At 72.8% G+C, this 15,240-nt stretch carries 12 protein-coding genes and 1 pseudogene; 10 read left to right on the top strand and 3 right to left on the bottom strand.

Annotated features, from left to right (window positions below; genetic code table 11):
* The first annotated feature begins 63 nt into the window (after positions 1-63).
* The gene (locus tag ACZ6IM_RS13710; protein ID WP_469556630.1) at positions 64-867 is read left to right on the top strand and encodes an exodeoxyribonuclease III; all 804 of its coding nucleotides are present in this window, start codon (positions 64-66) and stop codon (positions 865-867) included.
* Positions 868-883: 16 nt separating this feature from the next.
* On the opposite strand, the gene ACZ6IM_RS13705 is transcribed toward ACZ6IM_RS13710, so the two are convergent.
* On the bottom strand, positions 884-1,531 hold the full coding sequence (locus ACZ6IM_RS13705) for a MerR family transcriptional regulator (RefSeq protein WP_469556629.1): 648 nt from the start codon (positions 1,529-1,531) through the stop codon (positions 884-886).
* 158 nt (positions 1,532-1,689) lie between these two features.
* Here ACZ6IM_RS13705 and ACZ6IM_RS13700 point away from each other — a divergent pair, with 158 nt between their 5' ends.
* The 4 genes from ACZ6IM_RS13700 (at position 1,690) to ACZ6IM_RS13685 (ending at position 5,366) form a co-directional block, all read left to right on the top strand.
* On the top strand, positions 1,690-3,225 hold the full coding sequence (locus ACZ6IM_RS13700; RefSeq protein WP_469556628.1) for a flavin-containing monooxygenase: 1,536 nt from the start codon (positions 1,690-1,692) through the stop codon (positions 3,223-3,225).
* Positions 3,222-4,166 (top strand): alpha/beta fold hydrolase, encoded by a 945-nt coding sequence (locus ACZ6IM_RS13695; protein ID WP_469556627.1) that lies wholly within the window; start codon positions 3,222-3,224, stop codon positions 4,164-4,166. The genes ACZ6IM_RS13700 and ACZ6IM_RS13695 overlap by 4 nt, the downstream gene beginning before the upstream one ends.
* On the top strand, positions 4,163-5,056 hold the full coding sequence (locus tag ACZ6IM_RS13690; RefSeq protein ID WP_052839279.1) for an SDR family oxidoreductase: 894 nt from the start codon (positions 4,163-4,165) through the stop codon (positions 5,054-5,056). The genes ACZ6IM_RS13695 and ACZ6IM_RS13690 overlap by 4 nt, the downstream gene beginning before the upstream one ends.
* An 88-nt stretch (positions 5,057-5,144) precedes the next feature.
* A complete protein-coding gene (locus ACZ6IM_RS13685) occupies positions 5,145-5,366 on the top strand; it encodes a hypothetical protein (protein ID WP_052839280.1) in 222 nt (73 codons plus the stop codon).
* A gap of 85 nt (positions 5,367-5,451) precedes the next feature.
* Here ACZ6IM_RS13685 and ACZ6IM_RS13680 read toward each other — a convergent pair whose 3' ends face one another.
* Positions 5,452-8,970, bottom strand: coding sequence for a S41 family peptidase (locus ACZ6IM_RS13680; RefSeq protein ID WP_469556624.1), 3,519 nt, complete (start codon positions 8,968-8,970; stop codon positions 5,452-5,454).
* A gap of 170 nt (positions 8,971-9,140) precedes the next feature.
* Between ACZ6IM_RS13680 and ACZ6IM_RS13675 the strand changes: the two genes are divergently transcribed.
* The 5 genes and pseudogenes from ACZ6IM_RS13675 to ACZ6IM_RS13655 all read left to right on the top strand — a co-directional run bounded on the left by ACZ6IM_RS13675 (position 9,141) and on the right by ACZ6IM_RS13655 (position 13,963).
* Positions 9,141-9,740 carry a TetR/AcrR family transcriptional regulator gene (locus tag ACZ6IM_RS13675; protein WP_052839282.1) on the top strand — a complete coding sequence of 200 codons (600 nt, stop codon included), beginning with the start codon at positions 9,141-9,143 and terminating at the stop codon, positions 9,738-9,740.
* Positions 9,741-9,854: 114 nt separating this feature from the next.
* Positions 9,855-12,092, top strand: a complete 2,238-nt coding sequence (locus ACZ6IM_RS13670) for an MMPL family transporter (RefSeq protein ID WP_469556622.1) — start codon at positions 9,855-9,857, stop codon at positions 12,090-12,092.
* Between the two features lie 157 nt (positions 12,093-12,249).
* Positions 12,250-12,771, top strand: a complete 522-nt coding sequence (locus ACZ6IM_RS13665) for a YbaK/EbsC family protein (RefSeq protein ID WP_469556620.1) — start codon at positions 12,250-12,252, stop codon at positions 12,769-12,771.
* Positions 12,768-13,613 (top strand): annotated as a pseudogene (locus ACZ6IM_RS13660) (EamA family transporter). The gene ACZ6IM_RS13665 and the pseudogene ACZ6IM_RS13660 overlap by 4 nt, the downstream one beginning before the upstream one ends.
* Positions 13,614-13,687: 74 nt before the next feature.
* Positions 13,688-13,963, top strand: a complete 276-nt coding sequence (locus ACZ6IM_RS13655) for a DUF1876 domain-containing protein (RefSeq protein WP_052839311.1) — start codon at positions 13,688-13,690, stop codon at positions 13,961-13,963.
* Positions 13,964-13,981: 18 nt separating this feature from the next.
* Here ACZ6IM_RS13655 and ACZ6IM_RS13650 read toward each other — a convergent pair whose 3' ends face one another.
* A complete protein-coding gene (locus ACZ6IM_RS13650; protein WP_469556801.1) occupies positions 13,982-15,199 on the bottom strand; it encodes a serine hydrolase domain-containing protein in 1,218 nt (405 codons plus the stop codon).
* Positions 15,200-15,240 lie beyond the last annotated feature (41 nt).

The following is a 15,240-nucleotide window of genomic DNA, read 5'->3' as shown; positions in this document are numbered from 1 at the left end:
CCTACCGTATATCGATGCGTATCCGGAGCGGGACACCGTCCAGTGTGCCGGTATCGTGCCCTGGTGCTCACCGTGACCTCCGTGAACGTGAACGGTCTGCGCGCCGCCGCGAAGAAGGGCTTCGTGGAGTGGCTCGCCGACACCTCCGCCGATGTGCTGTGCCTCCAGGAGGTGCGGGCCGAAGCGGGCCAACTGCCCGAACACGTCCGTACGCCCGAGGGCTGGCACGTGACGCACGCGCCCGCCGCCGCCAAGGGCCGGGCCGGTGTCTCGCTCTACACACGCCGTGAGCCCGACGCCGTCCGCGTCGGTTTCGGCTCGACGGAGTTCGACACCAGCGGCCGCTACGTCGAGGCCGACCTGCCCGGTGTGACGGTCGCCTCGCTCTACCTGCCCTCCGGCGAGGTCGGCACCGGGCGCCAGGACGAGAAGGTCCGCTTCATGGGCGAGTTCCTCGCCTACCTCAAGGAGCTGCGGGAGCGCGCCGCCGCCGAGGGGCGCGAGGTCGTCGTCTGCGGCGACTGGAACATCGCCCACCGCGAGGCCGACCTGAAGAACTGGCGCGCCAACAAGAAGAACTCCGGGTTCCTGCCGGAGGAGCGCGAGTGGCTCAGCCGCGTCCTCGACCCGGCGGAGGGCGGGTACGTGGACGTCCTGCGCGCGCTGCACCCGGACGTCGAGGGGCCGTACTCGTGGTGGTCGTACCGCGGGCGGGCTTTCGACAATGACGCGGGATGGCGCATCGACTACCACCTCTCCACCCCCGGGCTGGCCGCCAGGGCCCTCAAGGGCTACGTCGAGCGGGCCGCCACGCACGCCGAACGCTGGTCCGACCACGCGCCGGTGACGGTGGTCTACGGCCCCTGACGGCCGGGGCGGAGATCTACTCCGGCCCCTTCCGCATCCGCCGGTCCAGGGCCAGTGACAGTTCCGCCTCCACCACGCTGCGGGCCAGCGGGCGCAGGCGGTGGAGTTCCGGTTCGGGGGCGTGGCGCAGGATCAGGCCGGCGAAGAGTTCGGCGAGGGCGTCGGCGTGCTCACGGACGCGGGCGCCGGCCTGGAGGACCTCGCCGAGCGGGATGCCCTCGCGGACCAGCGCGGAGGAGACCTCCAGCAGGCGGTGGCTGATGTGGACCAGTTCGTCGCCGTCGGTGCCGAGGTAGCCCAGCTCCATCGCGGCGGCCAGGTTCTCCGGGGTGACCTCGCCCTCGAAGCGGGCGGCGAGTTCCTCGGGGGTGAGGCGGACCGGGGTCTCCTCGGTGGGCTCGCCGAGGCCGAGCAGGTCGCCGACGTCGCGGCCGTGGTCGAAGGCGTCGGCCAGTTCCGCGATGCCGTTCAGGGTGTGGCCGCGGTCCAGCAGCGCCGCGATGGTGCGCAGCCGGGCCAGGTGGTGGTCGTCGTACCAGGCGATGCGGCCCTCGCGGCGGGGTGGCGGGATCAGTTTGCGTTCGCGGTAGAAGCGCACGGTGCGCACCGTGATGCCGGCCAGCCGGGCCAGTTCCTCCATGCGGTATTCGCGCTTCTCGGTCACATCCACGACCTTATGGCGTACCGCGGGTAACTTTCCTCCGTCCGCCCCCTACCCATGAGTACGGAGCTGCTCTACGCTCCCATTGCGCCAGTGTTCACTGGCACGGTTCCAGACGGTTCCAGGTTCCAGACGGTCCAGGCAAGCGTGGAGGCTCCCAGATGGCCGAGCACGAGCAGGTTCACGAACACGTACGGGTGGCGGTGATCGGGTCCGGTTTCGGCGGGCTGGGGGCCGCCGTGCGGCTGCGACGCGAAGGGATCACCGACTTCGTCGTACTGGAGCGGTCCGGCAGCGTCGGCGGCACCTGGCGGGACAACAGCTACCCCGGCTGCGCCTGCGACGTGCCCTCCCACCTGTACTCCTTCTCCTTCGCGCCCAACCCCGAGTGGCCGCGCACCTTCTCCGGGCAGGAGCACATCCGCGCCTACCTGGAGCACGTCACCGACACCTTCGGGCTGCGCCCCCACCTCCGCTTCGACTCGGAGGTGAAGCGGATGGCGTGGGACACCGAGCAGCTGCGGTGGGAGATCGAGACCGTGCGCGGCACGCTCACCGCCGACGTCGTCGTCTCCGCGACCGGGCCGCTGTCCGACCCCAAGGTCCCGGACATCCCGGGGCTCGACTCCTTCCCCGGCAAGGTCTTCCACTCCGCCCGCTGGGACCACGACTACGACCTCACCGGCAAGCGCGTCGCCATGATCGGCACCGGTGCCTCCGCCATCCAGATCGTGCCGTCCATCCAGCCGAAGGCGGGCCGGCTCACCCTCTTCCAGCGCACCCCGGCCTGGGTGATGCCCCGCATGGACCGGGCCATCAGCGGCGTCGAGCGGGCCCTGCACCGGGCGGTGCCCGCCACCACCAAGCTGCGCCGCGGGCTGGCGTGGGGCATCCGGGAACTCCAGGTGCAGGCATTCACCAAGCACCCCAACGAGCTGGGCTTCGTCGAGCAGATCGCCAAGCGCAACATGGGCGCCGCCATCAAGGACCCGGCCCTGCGCGCCAAGCTCACCCCCGACTACCGCATCGGCTGCAAGCGGATCCTGCTGTCGAGCACCTACTATCCGGCGCTCGCCCGGCCCAACGTCGACGTGGTCGCGAGCGGGCTCAGCGAGGTGCGCGGGTCCACCCTCGTCGCCGCCGACGGCACCGAGGCCGAGGCCGACGCGATCATCTTCGGCACCGGTTTCCACGTCACCGACATGCCCATCGCCGAGCGCGTCGTGGGCGCGGACGGGCGGACGCTGGCCGAGACCTGGAAGGGCGGCATGGAGGGGCTGCGCGGCGGCACGGCGGCCGGCTTCCCCAACTTCATGACGGTCATCGGGCCCAACACCGGCCTCGGGAACTCGTCCATGATCCTGATGATCGAGTCGCAGCTGAACTACATGGCGGACTACCTGCGCCAGTTGAACGTCCTCGGCGGCCGCACCGCCCTCGACCCGCGCCCCGCCGCCGTGCGCAACTGGAACCACCGGGTGCAGGAGCGCATGAAGCGCACGGTGTGGAACACCGGCGGCTGCACCAGCTGGTACCTGGACGCGAGCGGCCGCAACACCACCGTCTGGCCCGGCACCACCGCCGAGTTCCGGCGGGAGACACGGCGCGTGGACCTCGCGGAGTACGAGGTGCTGCGCCCGGCCCCCGCGAAGACCACGGCGAAGGCCGTCGACGCGGACGCGGAGGTGAGCGCGTGAGCCGCCTGCTCCACGTCGCCGACGGGCCCTACGCGCCGCCCGCGCCCGCCCGCGAGCTGACCGTCACCGCCGCCGACGGCGCCCGGATACACGTGGAGGTGCACGGACCCGAGAACGCGCCCGCGGTCGTCCTCGCGCACGGCTGGTGCTGCTCCACCGCCTTCTGGGCGGCGCAGATCCGCGAACTGGCCGCCGACCACCGCGTCATCGCCTACGACCAGCGCGGCCACGGACGCAGCCCGGCGAATCCGGCGTACGGCACCGAGCCGCTCGCCGACGACCTCGAAGCCGTCCTGGAGGCCACCCTCGCGCCGGGCGAGCGGGCCGTGATCGCGGGGCACTCCATGGGCGGGATGACGCTGATGGCCGCGGCGACCCGGCCCGCGGTACGCGAGCACGCGGCCGCCGTCCTGCTGTGCAGCACGGGCAGCGCACGGCTGGTGGCGTCCGCCACCGTGGTCCCGATGCGGGCGGGCCGGGTACGCACCTGGCTGACCCGGCGCATCCTCGGCTCCCGGGCGCCGCTCGGGCCCGTCACACCGCTCGCCCGGCGGATCCTCAAGTACGGGACGATGGGCCCTGGTTCGGGCCCGCACATGGTCGAGGCCTGCGCCCGGATCGTGCACGCCTGTCCCAGCCGGGTGCGGCACGGCTGGTCCCAGGTGCTCGACCTGCTCGACCTCGACCACGGAGTCCGGGAGTTGCGCATGCCGGTGGAGATCGTGGTCGGTACGGCGGACCGGCTGACGCCGCCCGTGCAGGCCCGCGCGCTGGCCGCAGCGCTGCCCGACTGCGTGGGCCTCACCGAACTCCCGGGCCTCGGCCACATGACGCCGGTGGAGGCCCCGGAGCTGGTCAGCGGGAAGATACGGGCCCTCACGGCCACCTACATACCCAGCGCACGCGGTGAGCGTGCCGTACACGCCGAGGAGAGCGCATGAGCAGGGTGAGTCTGGAAGGGCGGGTCGCCGTCGTCACCGGGGCCGCGCGGGGCGTCGGGGAGCTGATGGCCCGCAAGCTGTCCGCGCGCGGGGTGAAGGTGGCGCTGGTCGGCCTGGAGCCGGACGAACTCAAGCAGGTCTCCGCCCGGTTGCACAGCGACAGCGACCACTGGCACGCCGACGTCACCGACCACGAGGCGATGGCCCGGGTGGCGGCGGAGGTCGAGGAGCGGTTCGGGAAGGTCGACATCGTCGTCGCCAACGCGGGTGTGGCCACCGGCGGTCCCTTCGTCGACTCCGACCCGGAGTCCTGGCGGCGGGTCATCGAGGTCAACCTGATCGGCTCGGCCGTCACCGCCCGCGCCTTCCTGCCCGCGCTGCTGGAGAGCCGCGGCTACCTGCTCCAGATCGCCTCGCTGGCCGCCCTCACCCCCGCCCCGATGATGAGCGCCTACTGCGCCTCCAAGTCCGGCGTCGAGGCGTACGCGCACAGCCTGCGCGGCGAGGTCGGGCACCGGGGCGTGAAGGTCGGCGTCGGCTACCTGTCCTGGACCGACACCGACATGGTGCGCGGCGCCGACCAGGACGACGTCATGCGGGAGTTGCGGCAGCGGCTGCCCTGGCCGTCGAACAAGACCTATCCGCTCGGCCCGGCGGTCGACCGGCTGGTGGAGGGCGTCGAGCGCCGCTCCGCGCACGTCTACGGGCAGTGGTGGCTGCGCGGCATGCAGGGCGTGCGCGGCTACCTGCCGGCCGTCATCGGCACCGTCGGACAGCGCGAGATGCGGCGCTTCGGAGACCGGCTGAACGGCCGGCGGATCGGTCTGGTCGGCGCCGGTGGAGCGGCCGACGAACAGCGTCCCACCAGGGCGACTACGGTCCGTAAGTGATCGACATGCGCACGGTCACCGCTCGTGTGAATCTGATCGAGCGCCCGGCCGATCCGGTCGGGCCCGATCACCACAGGAGTGAACCCACATGGGTATGAAGGACCAGTTCCAGGACAAGGCCGAGCGCATGCAGCAGCAGGGCAAGCAGCGGGCCGAGCAGGCGCGGGACCAGTTCCAGAACCGCGACCGCCGCCGCGACGAGGACGAGACGGACCCGGCCGCGCGTCGCCGCGAGTCGGAGCACCAGAACCCGTCCTCCTCGCGCCGCCGCGACGAGGACGAGCGGCTGCAGGACAGCTTCGACGCCTGACGCGCTGCCGCTGAAGTGAGAGGGCGCCCCCGGCTGTTGCGGGTGGGCGCCCTTTCCCGTGCCACCCGAGGCTTCGCGGAGGCTTCTACTCCCGCGGCGGCAGCGGCGGACGGGACCGGTCCGGTACGGCGTCATAACCGGGCGGCGTGGCAGGCGGGTTGGTCTCCAGCAGCTCCAGCGCCAGCCGCACCGCCTCGTCGAGCACCGGGTAGCGGCCCTCGGCCCAGTCCAGGGGTGAGCGCAGCGCCTCGACGTCGGGGGCGACGCCGTAGTTCTCCACGGACCAGCCGTAGGCGTCGAACCAGGCCGCGTTCATCGGCACCGTGATCACCGAGCCGTCGCCGAGCCGGTGCCGGCCGGTCATGCCGACCACGCCGCCCCAGGTGCGCTGCCCGACCACCGGGCCGAGGCGCAGCAGCTTGAACGCGGCCGTGATCATGTCGCCGTCGGAGGACGTCGCCTCGTCGGCGACCGCGACCACCGGACCGCGCGGGGCGTTGGAGGTGTACGACACCGGCTGGGCGTCCCGGGTGAGGTCCCAGCCCAGGATGGTCCGGGTCAGCTTCTCGATGACCAGCTCGCTGATGTGCCCGCCCGCGTTGCCGCGCACGTCCACGATGAGCGCGGGCCGGGACACCTCCATGCGCAGGTCGCGGTTGAACTGCGCCCAGCCGGAGCCGCCCATGTCGGGGATGTGCAGGTAGCCGCACCGGCCGCCGCTCAGCTCCCGTACCACCTCGCGGCGCTTGGCCACCCAGTCCTGGTAGCGCAGGGGGCGTTCGTCGACGAGCGGTACCACGGCGACCCGGCGGGAGGGCCCCCGGCAGCCCTCGGCGGGGGAGAAGGTCAGCTCCACCGTCGTACCGCCCGCGCCCGCCAGCAGCGGGGACGGTCCGAGGACCGGGTCGACCGGGCGGCCGTCGACGTGGGTCAGCACCGCCCCGTCGCGGATGCCCGTGCCGGCCAGCGGGGAACGGGCCTTGGAGTCGGAGGAGTCGCCCGGCAGAATCCGCAGGACGACCCATTGTCCGTCCCGGCAGGCGAAGTTGGCGCCCAGCAGGCCCTGCCAGCGCTGGTAGTGCGCCGGGCCCTCGTTGCGCCGGGCGGCGACGACATAGGCGTGCGAGGTGCCCAGCTCGCCGAGCACCTCGCGCAGCAGGTCGGCGAACTCGTCGGGGGAGGCGACCCGTTCGAGCAGCGGGCGGTACTGGTCGAGGACCGCGTCCCAGTCGATGCCGCACATGTCGGGGTCCCAGAAGTAGGCGCGGATCAGGCGCCCCGCCTCGTCGTACGCCTGGCGCCACTCGGCGGCCGGATCGACCTCGTGCAGGATGCGGCGCAGGTCGATCCAGGTGGTCGAGTCGCCGTCGCCGACCTCGGTCGCCGGTACGGCGCGCAGGTCGCCCTCGTCGAGCACGACCAGGCGGCTGCCGTCGCCGCTGACCCGGAACCAGTCGAGGTGGTCGACCAGTTCGGACTTCTTCGCCTTGGCCAGGTTGAAGTGTTCCAGGGTGGGCCGCTCGCTCGGGTCGGCCGGATTGGCGAAGGTCTCGCCGAGCGCGCCCGAGATCGGCCAGCGCAGCCAGACCAGGCCGCCGCCCGCGACCGGCTCCAGCGCCGAGTACTTGGAGGCGGTGACCGGGAACGGTGTCACCCGGTTCTCCAGTCCTTCGACCTCGACGGTCACCGCGCCGCCCTCGCCGGTCTCGTCCTCCAGCGGGTCCAGACCGCCGGCCGCGGGGCGGCCCTCGGGGTTGAGGGCGAAGGGGGAGGGGGTCGCGGAGGACAGCGGCACCAGGTAGGGGCGGCAGCCCAGCGGGAAGGACAGGTCGCCGGTGTGCACGTCGTACACCGGGTCGAAGCCGCGCCAGGACAGGAAGGCGAGGTAGCGGCCGTCCCGGGTGAACACCGGGTTCTCGTCCTCGAAGCGGCCGTTGGTGACGTCGACGACGAGGGTGCCCTCCGGTCCGTCGATCCGGGCCATCTTGATCTGCCGCAGGCTGCGTCCGATGCCCGGGTGCGACCAGGTGAGCCAGGCCCCGTCGGGGGAGAAGGCCAGGTCGCGCACGGGTCCGTTGACGGAGCGGATCAACTCGGTGACCTGGCCTCCGGCGGTTCCGGGGGTGGCGGTGCCGCCCGGCGTGGCGGTGCCGCCGGTCGCGCTGTCGCCGGCTGCGGGGTCGCTTCCCGGGGTGGTGCCGTCCGAGGGGTCGCCTTCCGCCGTGCCGCGGGTCGTGCCGCCGTCAGCCCCGCCGTCTCCCGCCGTGCCGGTGTCCGTCCCGGCCGCCGTCTCCGCCGCGCCCGCTTCCCCCGGGTCCGCCGGATACCCGGCGTCCACCGCGTCCAGGGTCAGCGTCACCTCCGTGTCCGGCTCGGTGACGTCGAGGATCAGCAGGCGTCCGTCGTGCGAGGCGACGGCGAGCCGGTCGCCGGCCGGGTCCGAGACCAGCTCCAGGACCCGGCCGAGGCGTCCGGAGGCCAGCCGCCGGGGAGCGCGGCCGCCGGTCGCCCGGGGCAGGTAGGAGATCTCGACGGCGTCCTCGCCCTCCGCGTCCGTCACGTACGCGATCCGTCCGCTCTCCCCGAGCATCTCCGGCAGCCGTACCCGTACTCCGGGGGTGTCCGCGATGGTGCGGGCCGGGCCGTCGCGGTGGGTGAGCCAGTACAGGCTGCCGCGTACGACGACGGCGCTCGCGCGGCCCGTCTCGTCGACGGAGACGCCGCCCACGTGCTGGGTGGCGGGTACCTGGTACGTACGCCGTCCCGCGCGCGGGCCGCTCAGCCGTACGTCGAGCTTGCGCGGCGCCGAGCCGGGCGCGAGGTCGTCCACGATCCACAGGTCGCCCGCGCACTGGTACACCACCCGGGTGCCGTCGCTGGAGGCGTTGCGGGCGTAGAACGCGTCGTGGTCGGTGTGGCGGCGCAGACCGGTGCCGTCGTGGGCGCAGGAGTAGAGGTTGCCGACGCCCTCGTGGTCGGAGAGGAAGGCGATCCGGTCGCCGACGAACATCGGGGCGGCGAGGTGTCCGCCGAGATCGGGCAGGAGCCGCTCGCCGTGCAGCCAGAGTCGGCCCGTGGCGCCGCCCCGGTAGCGCTTCCAGGCGGCCGGCTCGTGCGGCGGGGTGCCGGTGAGCAGGAGCGTTCTGCGCTCACCGTCGAGGTCGGCGGCCTGGATGTCGGTGACCGGGCCCCAGGGCAGCTTGCGGCCGGGGTCCCCGTCGGGGGCGACCTTGTAGGCCCAGGTGAGGTGCGAGAAGGGCTCTCCGTGCGAGGCGACGGCGAGGACGGCGGTGGTGCCGTCGGGATCGGGCGGCGACCAGCCGCAGACCCGGGTGTCGAAGCCGCCCCAGTGGGTGAGCTGCCGTCCGGGACCGCCGTCCACCGGCACCAGATGGACCTCCGGCACCAGAGTGCGCCAGCTGGTGTACGCGATGTGGCGGCCGTCGGGGGAGAAGCGCGGGGGCCCGGCCTTGGTACGGTCGACGGTGAGCCGCCAGGCCCGCCCCGGACCGTCGAGGGACGCGAGCCAGAGGTCGTCCTCGGCCACGAAGCACAGCTGGTCGCCACTGAGGTGCGGAAGGCGCAGATAACTCACCCGCCCCATGCTTTTCCGGGTGCCGGGTACCGGCAACTTATACGGTGCCGACAACCGTGACCCACACCACGTACGAAACCGTTTCGTTTCGCTAGGCGGTGGGGTACATTCGTCATGTACGAAACGGTGTCGTTCCAGTCGAGTGGACCGGTCGACCGGAACGGAGAGGAGTGAGCGAGATGACGGAGACCGCCACCGCGCGCCGCAGCCGGATCACTCCCGAGCGCGAGGCCGAGCTGTACGAGGCCGTGCTCGACCTGCTCCGCGAAGTCGGCTACGACGCCCTCACCATGGACGCCGTGGCCGCTCGCACCCGGTCCAGCAAGGCGACGCTCTACCGCCAGTGGGGCGGCAAGCCGGAGCTGGTCGTCAAGGCCATGCGGCACAACAAGCCGGGCAAGATCGGCGACGTCGACACCGGCTCGCTCCGCGGTGACCTGCACGCCCTCATGGTGCGCGAGGACGACTGCACCATGGAACAGAACTCCGCGCTGATGCGGGGCGTCGCCATGGCGCTGCACCAGAACCCGGACCTCCGCCAGGCGTTCCGGGAACAGCTCATCGAACCGGAGATGGCCGAGTTCCAGCGTGTGCTGCAACGCGCCGTCGACCGCGGTGAGATCAGAGCGGACTGCCCGGCGCTGGACTTCCTCGTGCACATGATGGTCGGTGGTTTCGCCACCCGCACGCTGCTGGACGACCAGCCGCCGACCCGGGCGTTCCTCGCCTCCTACGTCGACGCCGTGATCCTCCCCGCCCTCGGCGTCTCCACCCACTGACCTCCCCACGCAACCTCTGAGCCCCATCTGAGCCCCACCTGACGTAACCGCTCACGTCGTCGGGCCGATCACCCCTGCCCTGAAGATCCACGACCTGACCGGGAGTACGCCCCCGTGGCCACGTTCCTCTACAAACTCGGCCGGCTCGCCTTTCGCCGACGGCATTTCGTCGCCCTGATCTGGGTGGCCCTGCTGACGCTCGCCGGCGTCGGCGCCGCCAGCGCCCCGCCCGCCGGCAACTCCTCCTTCTCCATCCCCGGAACGGAGGCCCAGAAGGCCTTCGACCTGCTGGAACAGCGCTTCCCCGGAGCGAGCGCCGACGGGGCGACCGCACGGGTCGTCTTCAAGGCGCCCTCCGGCGAGAAGATGACGGACGCCGGCAACAAGGCGACCGTCGAGAAGGCCGTCGACGAACTGGCGGACGGCTCCGAGGTCGCCTCGGTCGCCGACCCCTACACGGGCAACGCCGTCAGCAAGGACGGCACGATCGCCTACGCCTCGGTGAAGTACGACGTCTCCGGCATGGAGCTGGAGGAGTCCACCAAGGACGCCCTGGAGGACGCCGCCCAGCAGGCGCGCGACGCCGGGCTGACCGTCGAGATCGGCGGTGACGCGCTCCAGGCCGTCCCGGAGACCGGCGCCACCGAGGTCATCGGCATCGCGGTCGCCGCCGTCGTCCTGGTCATCACCTTCGGCTCCCTGGTCGCGGCCGGGCTGCCGCTGCTCACCGCCCTGATCGGCGTGGGCATCGGCGTCTCCTCGATCACCGCGCTGGCGAGCGCGCTCGAACTGGGCTCGACCACCTCGATCCTGGCCATGATGATCGGCCTCGCGGTCGGCATCGACTACGCCCTGTTCATCGTCTCCCGCTACCGCGCCGAACTCGCCGAGGGGCGCGAACGCGAGGAGGCCGCCGGACGGGCGGTCGGCACCGCGGGCTCCGCGGTCGTCTTCGCCGGACTCACCGTCGTCATCGCCCTGGTGGGCCTCGCGGTCGTCAACATCCCGATGCTCACCAAGATGGGCATCGCGGCGGCCGGCACCGTCGCCATCGCGGTCCTGATCGCGCTGACTATGATCCCCGCGCTGCTCGGCTACGCCGGTCGCCGGGTCAAGCCCGCTGGGGCGAAGGGCAAGCTGCTGGGCCGCTCCCGCAAGGGCGAGCCGAAGCCGGACCAGCCGGCCGGGCAGCCGAAGGCCAACCTGGGCACCCGCTGGGCGAGCTTCGTCGTCCGCCGCCCCCTCGCCGTCCTCCTCCTGGGCGTCATCGGCCTCGGCGCCGCCGCGGTCCCCGCGGCCTCCCTGGAGCTGGGCCTGCCCGACGACGGCTCCCAGCCGACGTCCACGACCCAGCGCCGCGCCTACGACCTGCTGTCGGAGGGCTTCGGCCCCGGCTTCAACGGCCCCCTGATGGTCGTCGTGGACGCCAAGGGCAGCGACGCCCCGAAGGACGCCTTCACCGACGTCGAGAAGCAGATCAAGGACCTCGACGGCGTCGTGGCGGTGACCCCGCCCGCGCCCAACAAGGGCGGCGACACCGCGACGATCACCGTGGTCCCGGACTCCAAGCCGTCCTCCGTGCAGACCGAGGACCTGGTGCACGCCATCCGCGACGCGGGCGGCGACATCGAGGCCAAGACCGGTGCCGAGACCCTGGTCACCGGCTCGACGGCGATGAACATCGACGTCAGCCAGAAGCTCAACGACGCGCTGGTGCCCTACCTGGTCCTGGTCGTCGGCCTGGCCTTCCTCCTCCTCATCGTGGTCTTCCGCTCGATCCTGGTCCCGCTGAAGGCGGCTCTCGGCTTCCTGCTCTCCGTCATGGCGGCGCTCGGCGCGGTCGTCGCGGTCTTCCAGTGGGGCTGGCTGTCCGGCCTGATGGGCGTGGAGGAGACCGGTCCGGTCATGTCGATGATGCCGATCTTCATGGTCGGCGTGGTCTTCGGCCTGGCCATGGACTACGAGGTCTTCCTGGTCACCCGCATGAGGGAGGCCTACGTCCACGGCGAGAAGCCCCACCAGGCCGTCGTCACCGGCTTCAAGCACGGCGCCCGGGTCGTCACCGCCGCCGCGGTGATCATGATGGCGGTCTTCGCGGGCTTCATCGGCTCCAGCGAGTCCATGGTCAAGATGATCGGCTTCGGCCTCGCGATCGCCGTCTTCTTCGACGCGTTCGTGGTCCGCATGGCCATCGTCCCGGCGGTCCTCGCCCTGCTCGGCAAGAAGGCCTGGTGGCTGCCGAAGTGGCTGGACCGCGCGCTGCCCAACGTGGACGTCGAGGGCGAGGGCCTGCGCACGGCCGCCGAGCGGGGCGCCGACCCCGACGAGGAGCGGAAGCTGGTGCGCACCTGACCAGCCGCCGCGGCCTCTGACAGGAGGACGGCACAGACCAGCCGGTGAGGGTTCCGTGGGGACGGGGCTGCCCTCACCGGCTTCCTCCGTTCCGGGGGACCCGACGGCCCCGCAACCCGGTCGCCTGCGGGCTACACGTACCGCTACGGTGCGGTCCATGACGACGACCGACGACGCCTTTGACTCCGCCGCCGCCTCCGCGGCCCACCCGCGCTTCGCCGCCGCCCTCGGCGAACTGGGCCTCGGCGACCTGGCCGGACGGGCCCGGCGCTTCCCGGAGGCCACCCGCACCGCCACCGAGGCCGCCGCCGCCATCGGCTGCGAGCTGAGCCAGATCTGCAAGTCGCTCATCTTCGCCGCGGACGGCGTGCCCGTACTCGTCCTCATGGACGGCGCCTCCCGGGTCGACCTGGACCGGGTCCGTGAGGAACTCGGCGCCCAGAAGGTCACCCGGGCCAAGGCCGACGTCGTACGGGAGACCACCGGGTACGCGATCGGCGGGGTGCCGCCCTTCGGGCACCGGACCAGGACCCGGGTGCTCGCCGACCGGTCGCTGCTCGCCCACGACGTCGTCTGGGCCGCCGCCGGCACCCCGTACGCCGTCTTCCCGATGGAGCCCAAGGACCTCGTCGCCACCGCCGGCGCCACCCTCGTGGACGTGCGCGAGCGCTCCGCGTGACCCCGCTGGTCACCGCCGCGGTCCTGCTCGCGGCGGTCACCCACGCCAGCTGGAACGCCATCGCCCACCGGATCACCGACAAGCTGACCGGGTTCGCCCTGATCTCCGGCGGCGGGCTGCTCATCGGCCTCGCGCTGCTGCCGTTCACGGCGTTCCCGGCGGCCGGGGCGTGGCCGTACCTCCTGGCCTCCGCCGCCGTCCACGTCGCGTACTACGCCCTGCTGATGCGCTCCTTCCGGCTGGGCGACTTCGGTCAGGCCTACCCGATCGCCCGCGGCAGCGCGCCGCTGCTGGTGACCGTCCTCGCCGCGGTCTTCGCCCACGAGGTGCCGGACGGCTGGGCGGCCGCGGGCATCCTGGTCTCCTGCGCGGGACTGACCGGCGTCGCCCTGTGGGGGCTGCGCGGACGCCGGCCCGACTGGGCGGCCATCGGCGCCGCCCTGGCGACCGGCGTGACCATCGCGGCGTACACGGTCGTCGACGGCCTCGGCGTACGCGCCTCCGGGTCCTCGCTCGGCTACATCGCCTGGCTGATGGCGGTGCAGGGGACGGTCCTGCCGGCCTGATTCCTGTACCGGCACCGCTCCGGGGCGTGGGCGCTGCTGCGGCCGCAGGCCGGTCTCGGACTGGTCGGCGCGGCCCTGTCCGTCACCGCCTACGCCCTGGTGCTGTGGGCGCAGACCCGCGCCGAACTCGCGCCCATCGCCGCCCTGCGCGAGTCGTCCATTCTGGTCGGCGCCGCGATAGGGGCCGTGTTCTTCAAGGAGCGGTTCGGCGCGCCCCGGATCGCGGCGGCGGGCCTGCTGGTCGTCGGGATCGGGCTGATGCTGCACACCGGATAGCCGCGAGCGCCGGGATGGTGCGCACGGCCGTCGCGAGGCGCACCCTGGAAGGAGGTGTTCCGGAGGTGATCGTCATGATGCACACCACAGTGGGATGGCATGTCGAGCTGGAGTTCGTGGAGGACGACCAGCACACGCGGGCGGTCGCGATGGTGCGGCTCCCCGACGGCACCGAGGTCCGCGCGCACGGCCACGCCAGCCGGCACCGGGTCGACTCCCAGCAGCCACGGGTCGGTGAGGAGGTCGCGGGCGCACGCGCGTTGAACGAGCTGGCGATGCAGCTGCTCACCAAGGCCCACGACGAGATCGACGCGGCGTCGGGCCGTGTCTCGCACCCCATCCACGTCTGAACCGGCCGGTGCCCGCCTCTAGGACGGGCCCTGCGCGAGCGACGCGCGGACCGCCCGTACCAGCGCCTGCGCCCGGGGGTCCGCCGTCACGGTCTTGCGGAAGCCGTTGGTGACGTAGCCCAGGGCGACGCCGGCCTCCGGGTCGGCGAAGCCCAGGGAGCCGCCGCGGCCCGGGTGGCCGAAGGAGCCGGGGGCCAGGAACGGGGACGCGCTGCCGTGCAGCATGAAGCCGAGGCCGAACCGGGTGCCCACGACCAGGATCCGGTCGGGTCCGGCGGACTCCTCGGCGCGGGCCAGCTCCATGGTCGCCGCGTCGAACAGCCGCAGGCCGCGCGTCACGCCGTCGACCTCGCCGATCAGGGCCGCATAGAAGCGGGCCAGGCCGTCGGCCGTCGCGATGCCGTTGGCGGCCGGGAGCGCGGAGGCGCGGTACACCGGGTCGTTCTGGTCGGGGAACGGGGTGATCGCGGCGAAGGCGCGGCGGGTGAGGGAGTCCGGGTTCTCGTAGGCCTCGGTGACCGAGCGCTTGGGGCGCAGCCGCGGGCCGTTGCCCGACGGACCGGTCCCGGACGGCTCGGGGTCCGGGAGGGGGCCGACGCGTCCGGCCCGTCCGGCCGTCTCCTCCGCCGCGGGCAGCCCCACCCACAGGTCCAGGCCCAGCGGCCCGGCGATCTCGTCCGCGATCCACTGCCCGGCGCCCCGCCCGCCCGTCACCCGGCGGACCAGCTCGTTCAGCAGCCAGCCGTAGGTCAGCGCGTGGTAGCCGTGGTCGGTGCCCGGCTCCCACACGGGCGCCTGGCCGGCGAGGGCCGCGGGACCCTTGAGCGGGTCGAGGGCGTCCTCGGGGGTGAGCGGACGGTCCAGGACCGGCAGCCCGGCCCGGTGGTTCAGCACATGCCGGACCAGCACCCGCTCCTTGCCGTGCGCCTTGAACTCCGGCCAGTACTCGCCCACCGGCGCGTCCAGGTCCAGCTCCCCGCGCCGGTGCAGCAGCAGCGGTACGGCGGCGGCGACGCCCTTGGTCGCCGAGCGGACCACCTGCGCGGTGCCCCGGCGCCACGGTTCGGTACCGGCCGTGTCGTCGACGTTCCTGGTGCCGCCCCACAGGTCGACGACCTTGCGCCCGTCCCGGTAGACGGCGACGGCCGCGCCCCGCTCGCCGAGCGCGGTGAAGTTCCGTACGAACGCGTCCCTCACCGGCTCGAAGCCCTCGGCCACCGTGCCGTGCACGTCCACGTCCGCGTTCACGTCCCCATCCACTTTCCCGCGTCCCTCTC

It is taken from the genome of Streptomyces sp. NPDC042336, from assembly GCF_055581985.1.
The sequence above is the reverse complement of the archived record's forward strand: the minus strand, read 5'-3'. Positions and strand labels throughout refer to the sequence as shown.

Excerpts from the sequence above, each read along its gene's own strand:
- ACZ6IM_RS13685 (WP_052839280.1), top strand. The coding sequence starts at position 5,145 with ATGGGTATGAAGGACCAGTTCCAGGACAAGGCCGAGCGCATGCAGCAG.
- ACZ6IM_RS13665 (WP_469556620.1), top strand. The coding sequence starts at position 12,250 with ATGACGACGACCGACGACGCCTTTGACTCCGCCGCCGCCTCCGCGGCC.
- ACZ6IM_RS13655 (WP_052839311.1), top strand. The coding sequence starts at position 13,688 with ATGATGCACACCACAGTGGGATGGCATGTCGAGCTGGAGTTCGTGGAG.
- ACZ6IM_RS13675 (WP_052839282.1), top strand. The coding sequence starts at position 9,141 with ATGACGGAGACCGCCACCGCGCGCCGCAGCCGGATCACTCCCGAGCGC.
- ACZ6IM_RS13700 (WP_469556628.1), top strand. The coding sequence starts at position 1,690 with ATGGCCGAGCACGAGCAGGTTCACGAACACGTACGGGTGGCGGTGATC.
- ACZ6IM_RS13680 (WP_469556624.1), bottom strand. The coding sequence starts at position 8,970 with ATGGGGCGGGTGAGTTATCTGCGCCTTCCGCACCTCAGTGGCGACCAG.
- ACZ6IM_RS13690 (WP_052839279.1), top strand. The coding sequence starts at position 4,163 with ATGAGCAGGGTGAGTCTGGAAGGGCGGGTCGCCGTCGTCACCGGGGCC.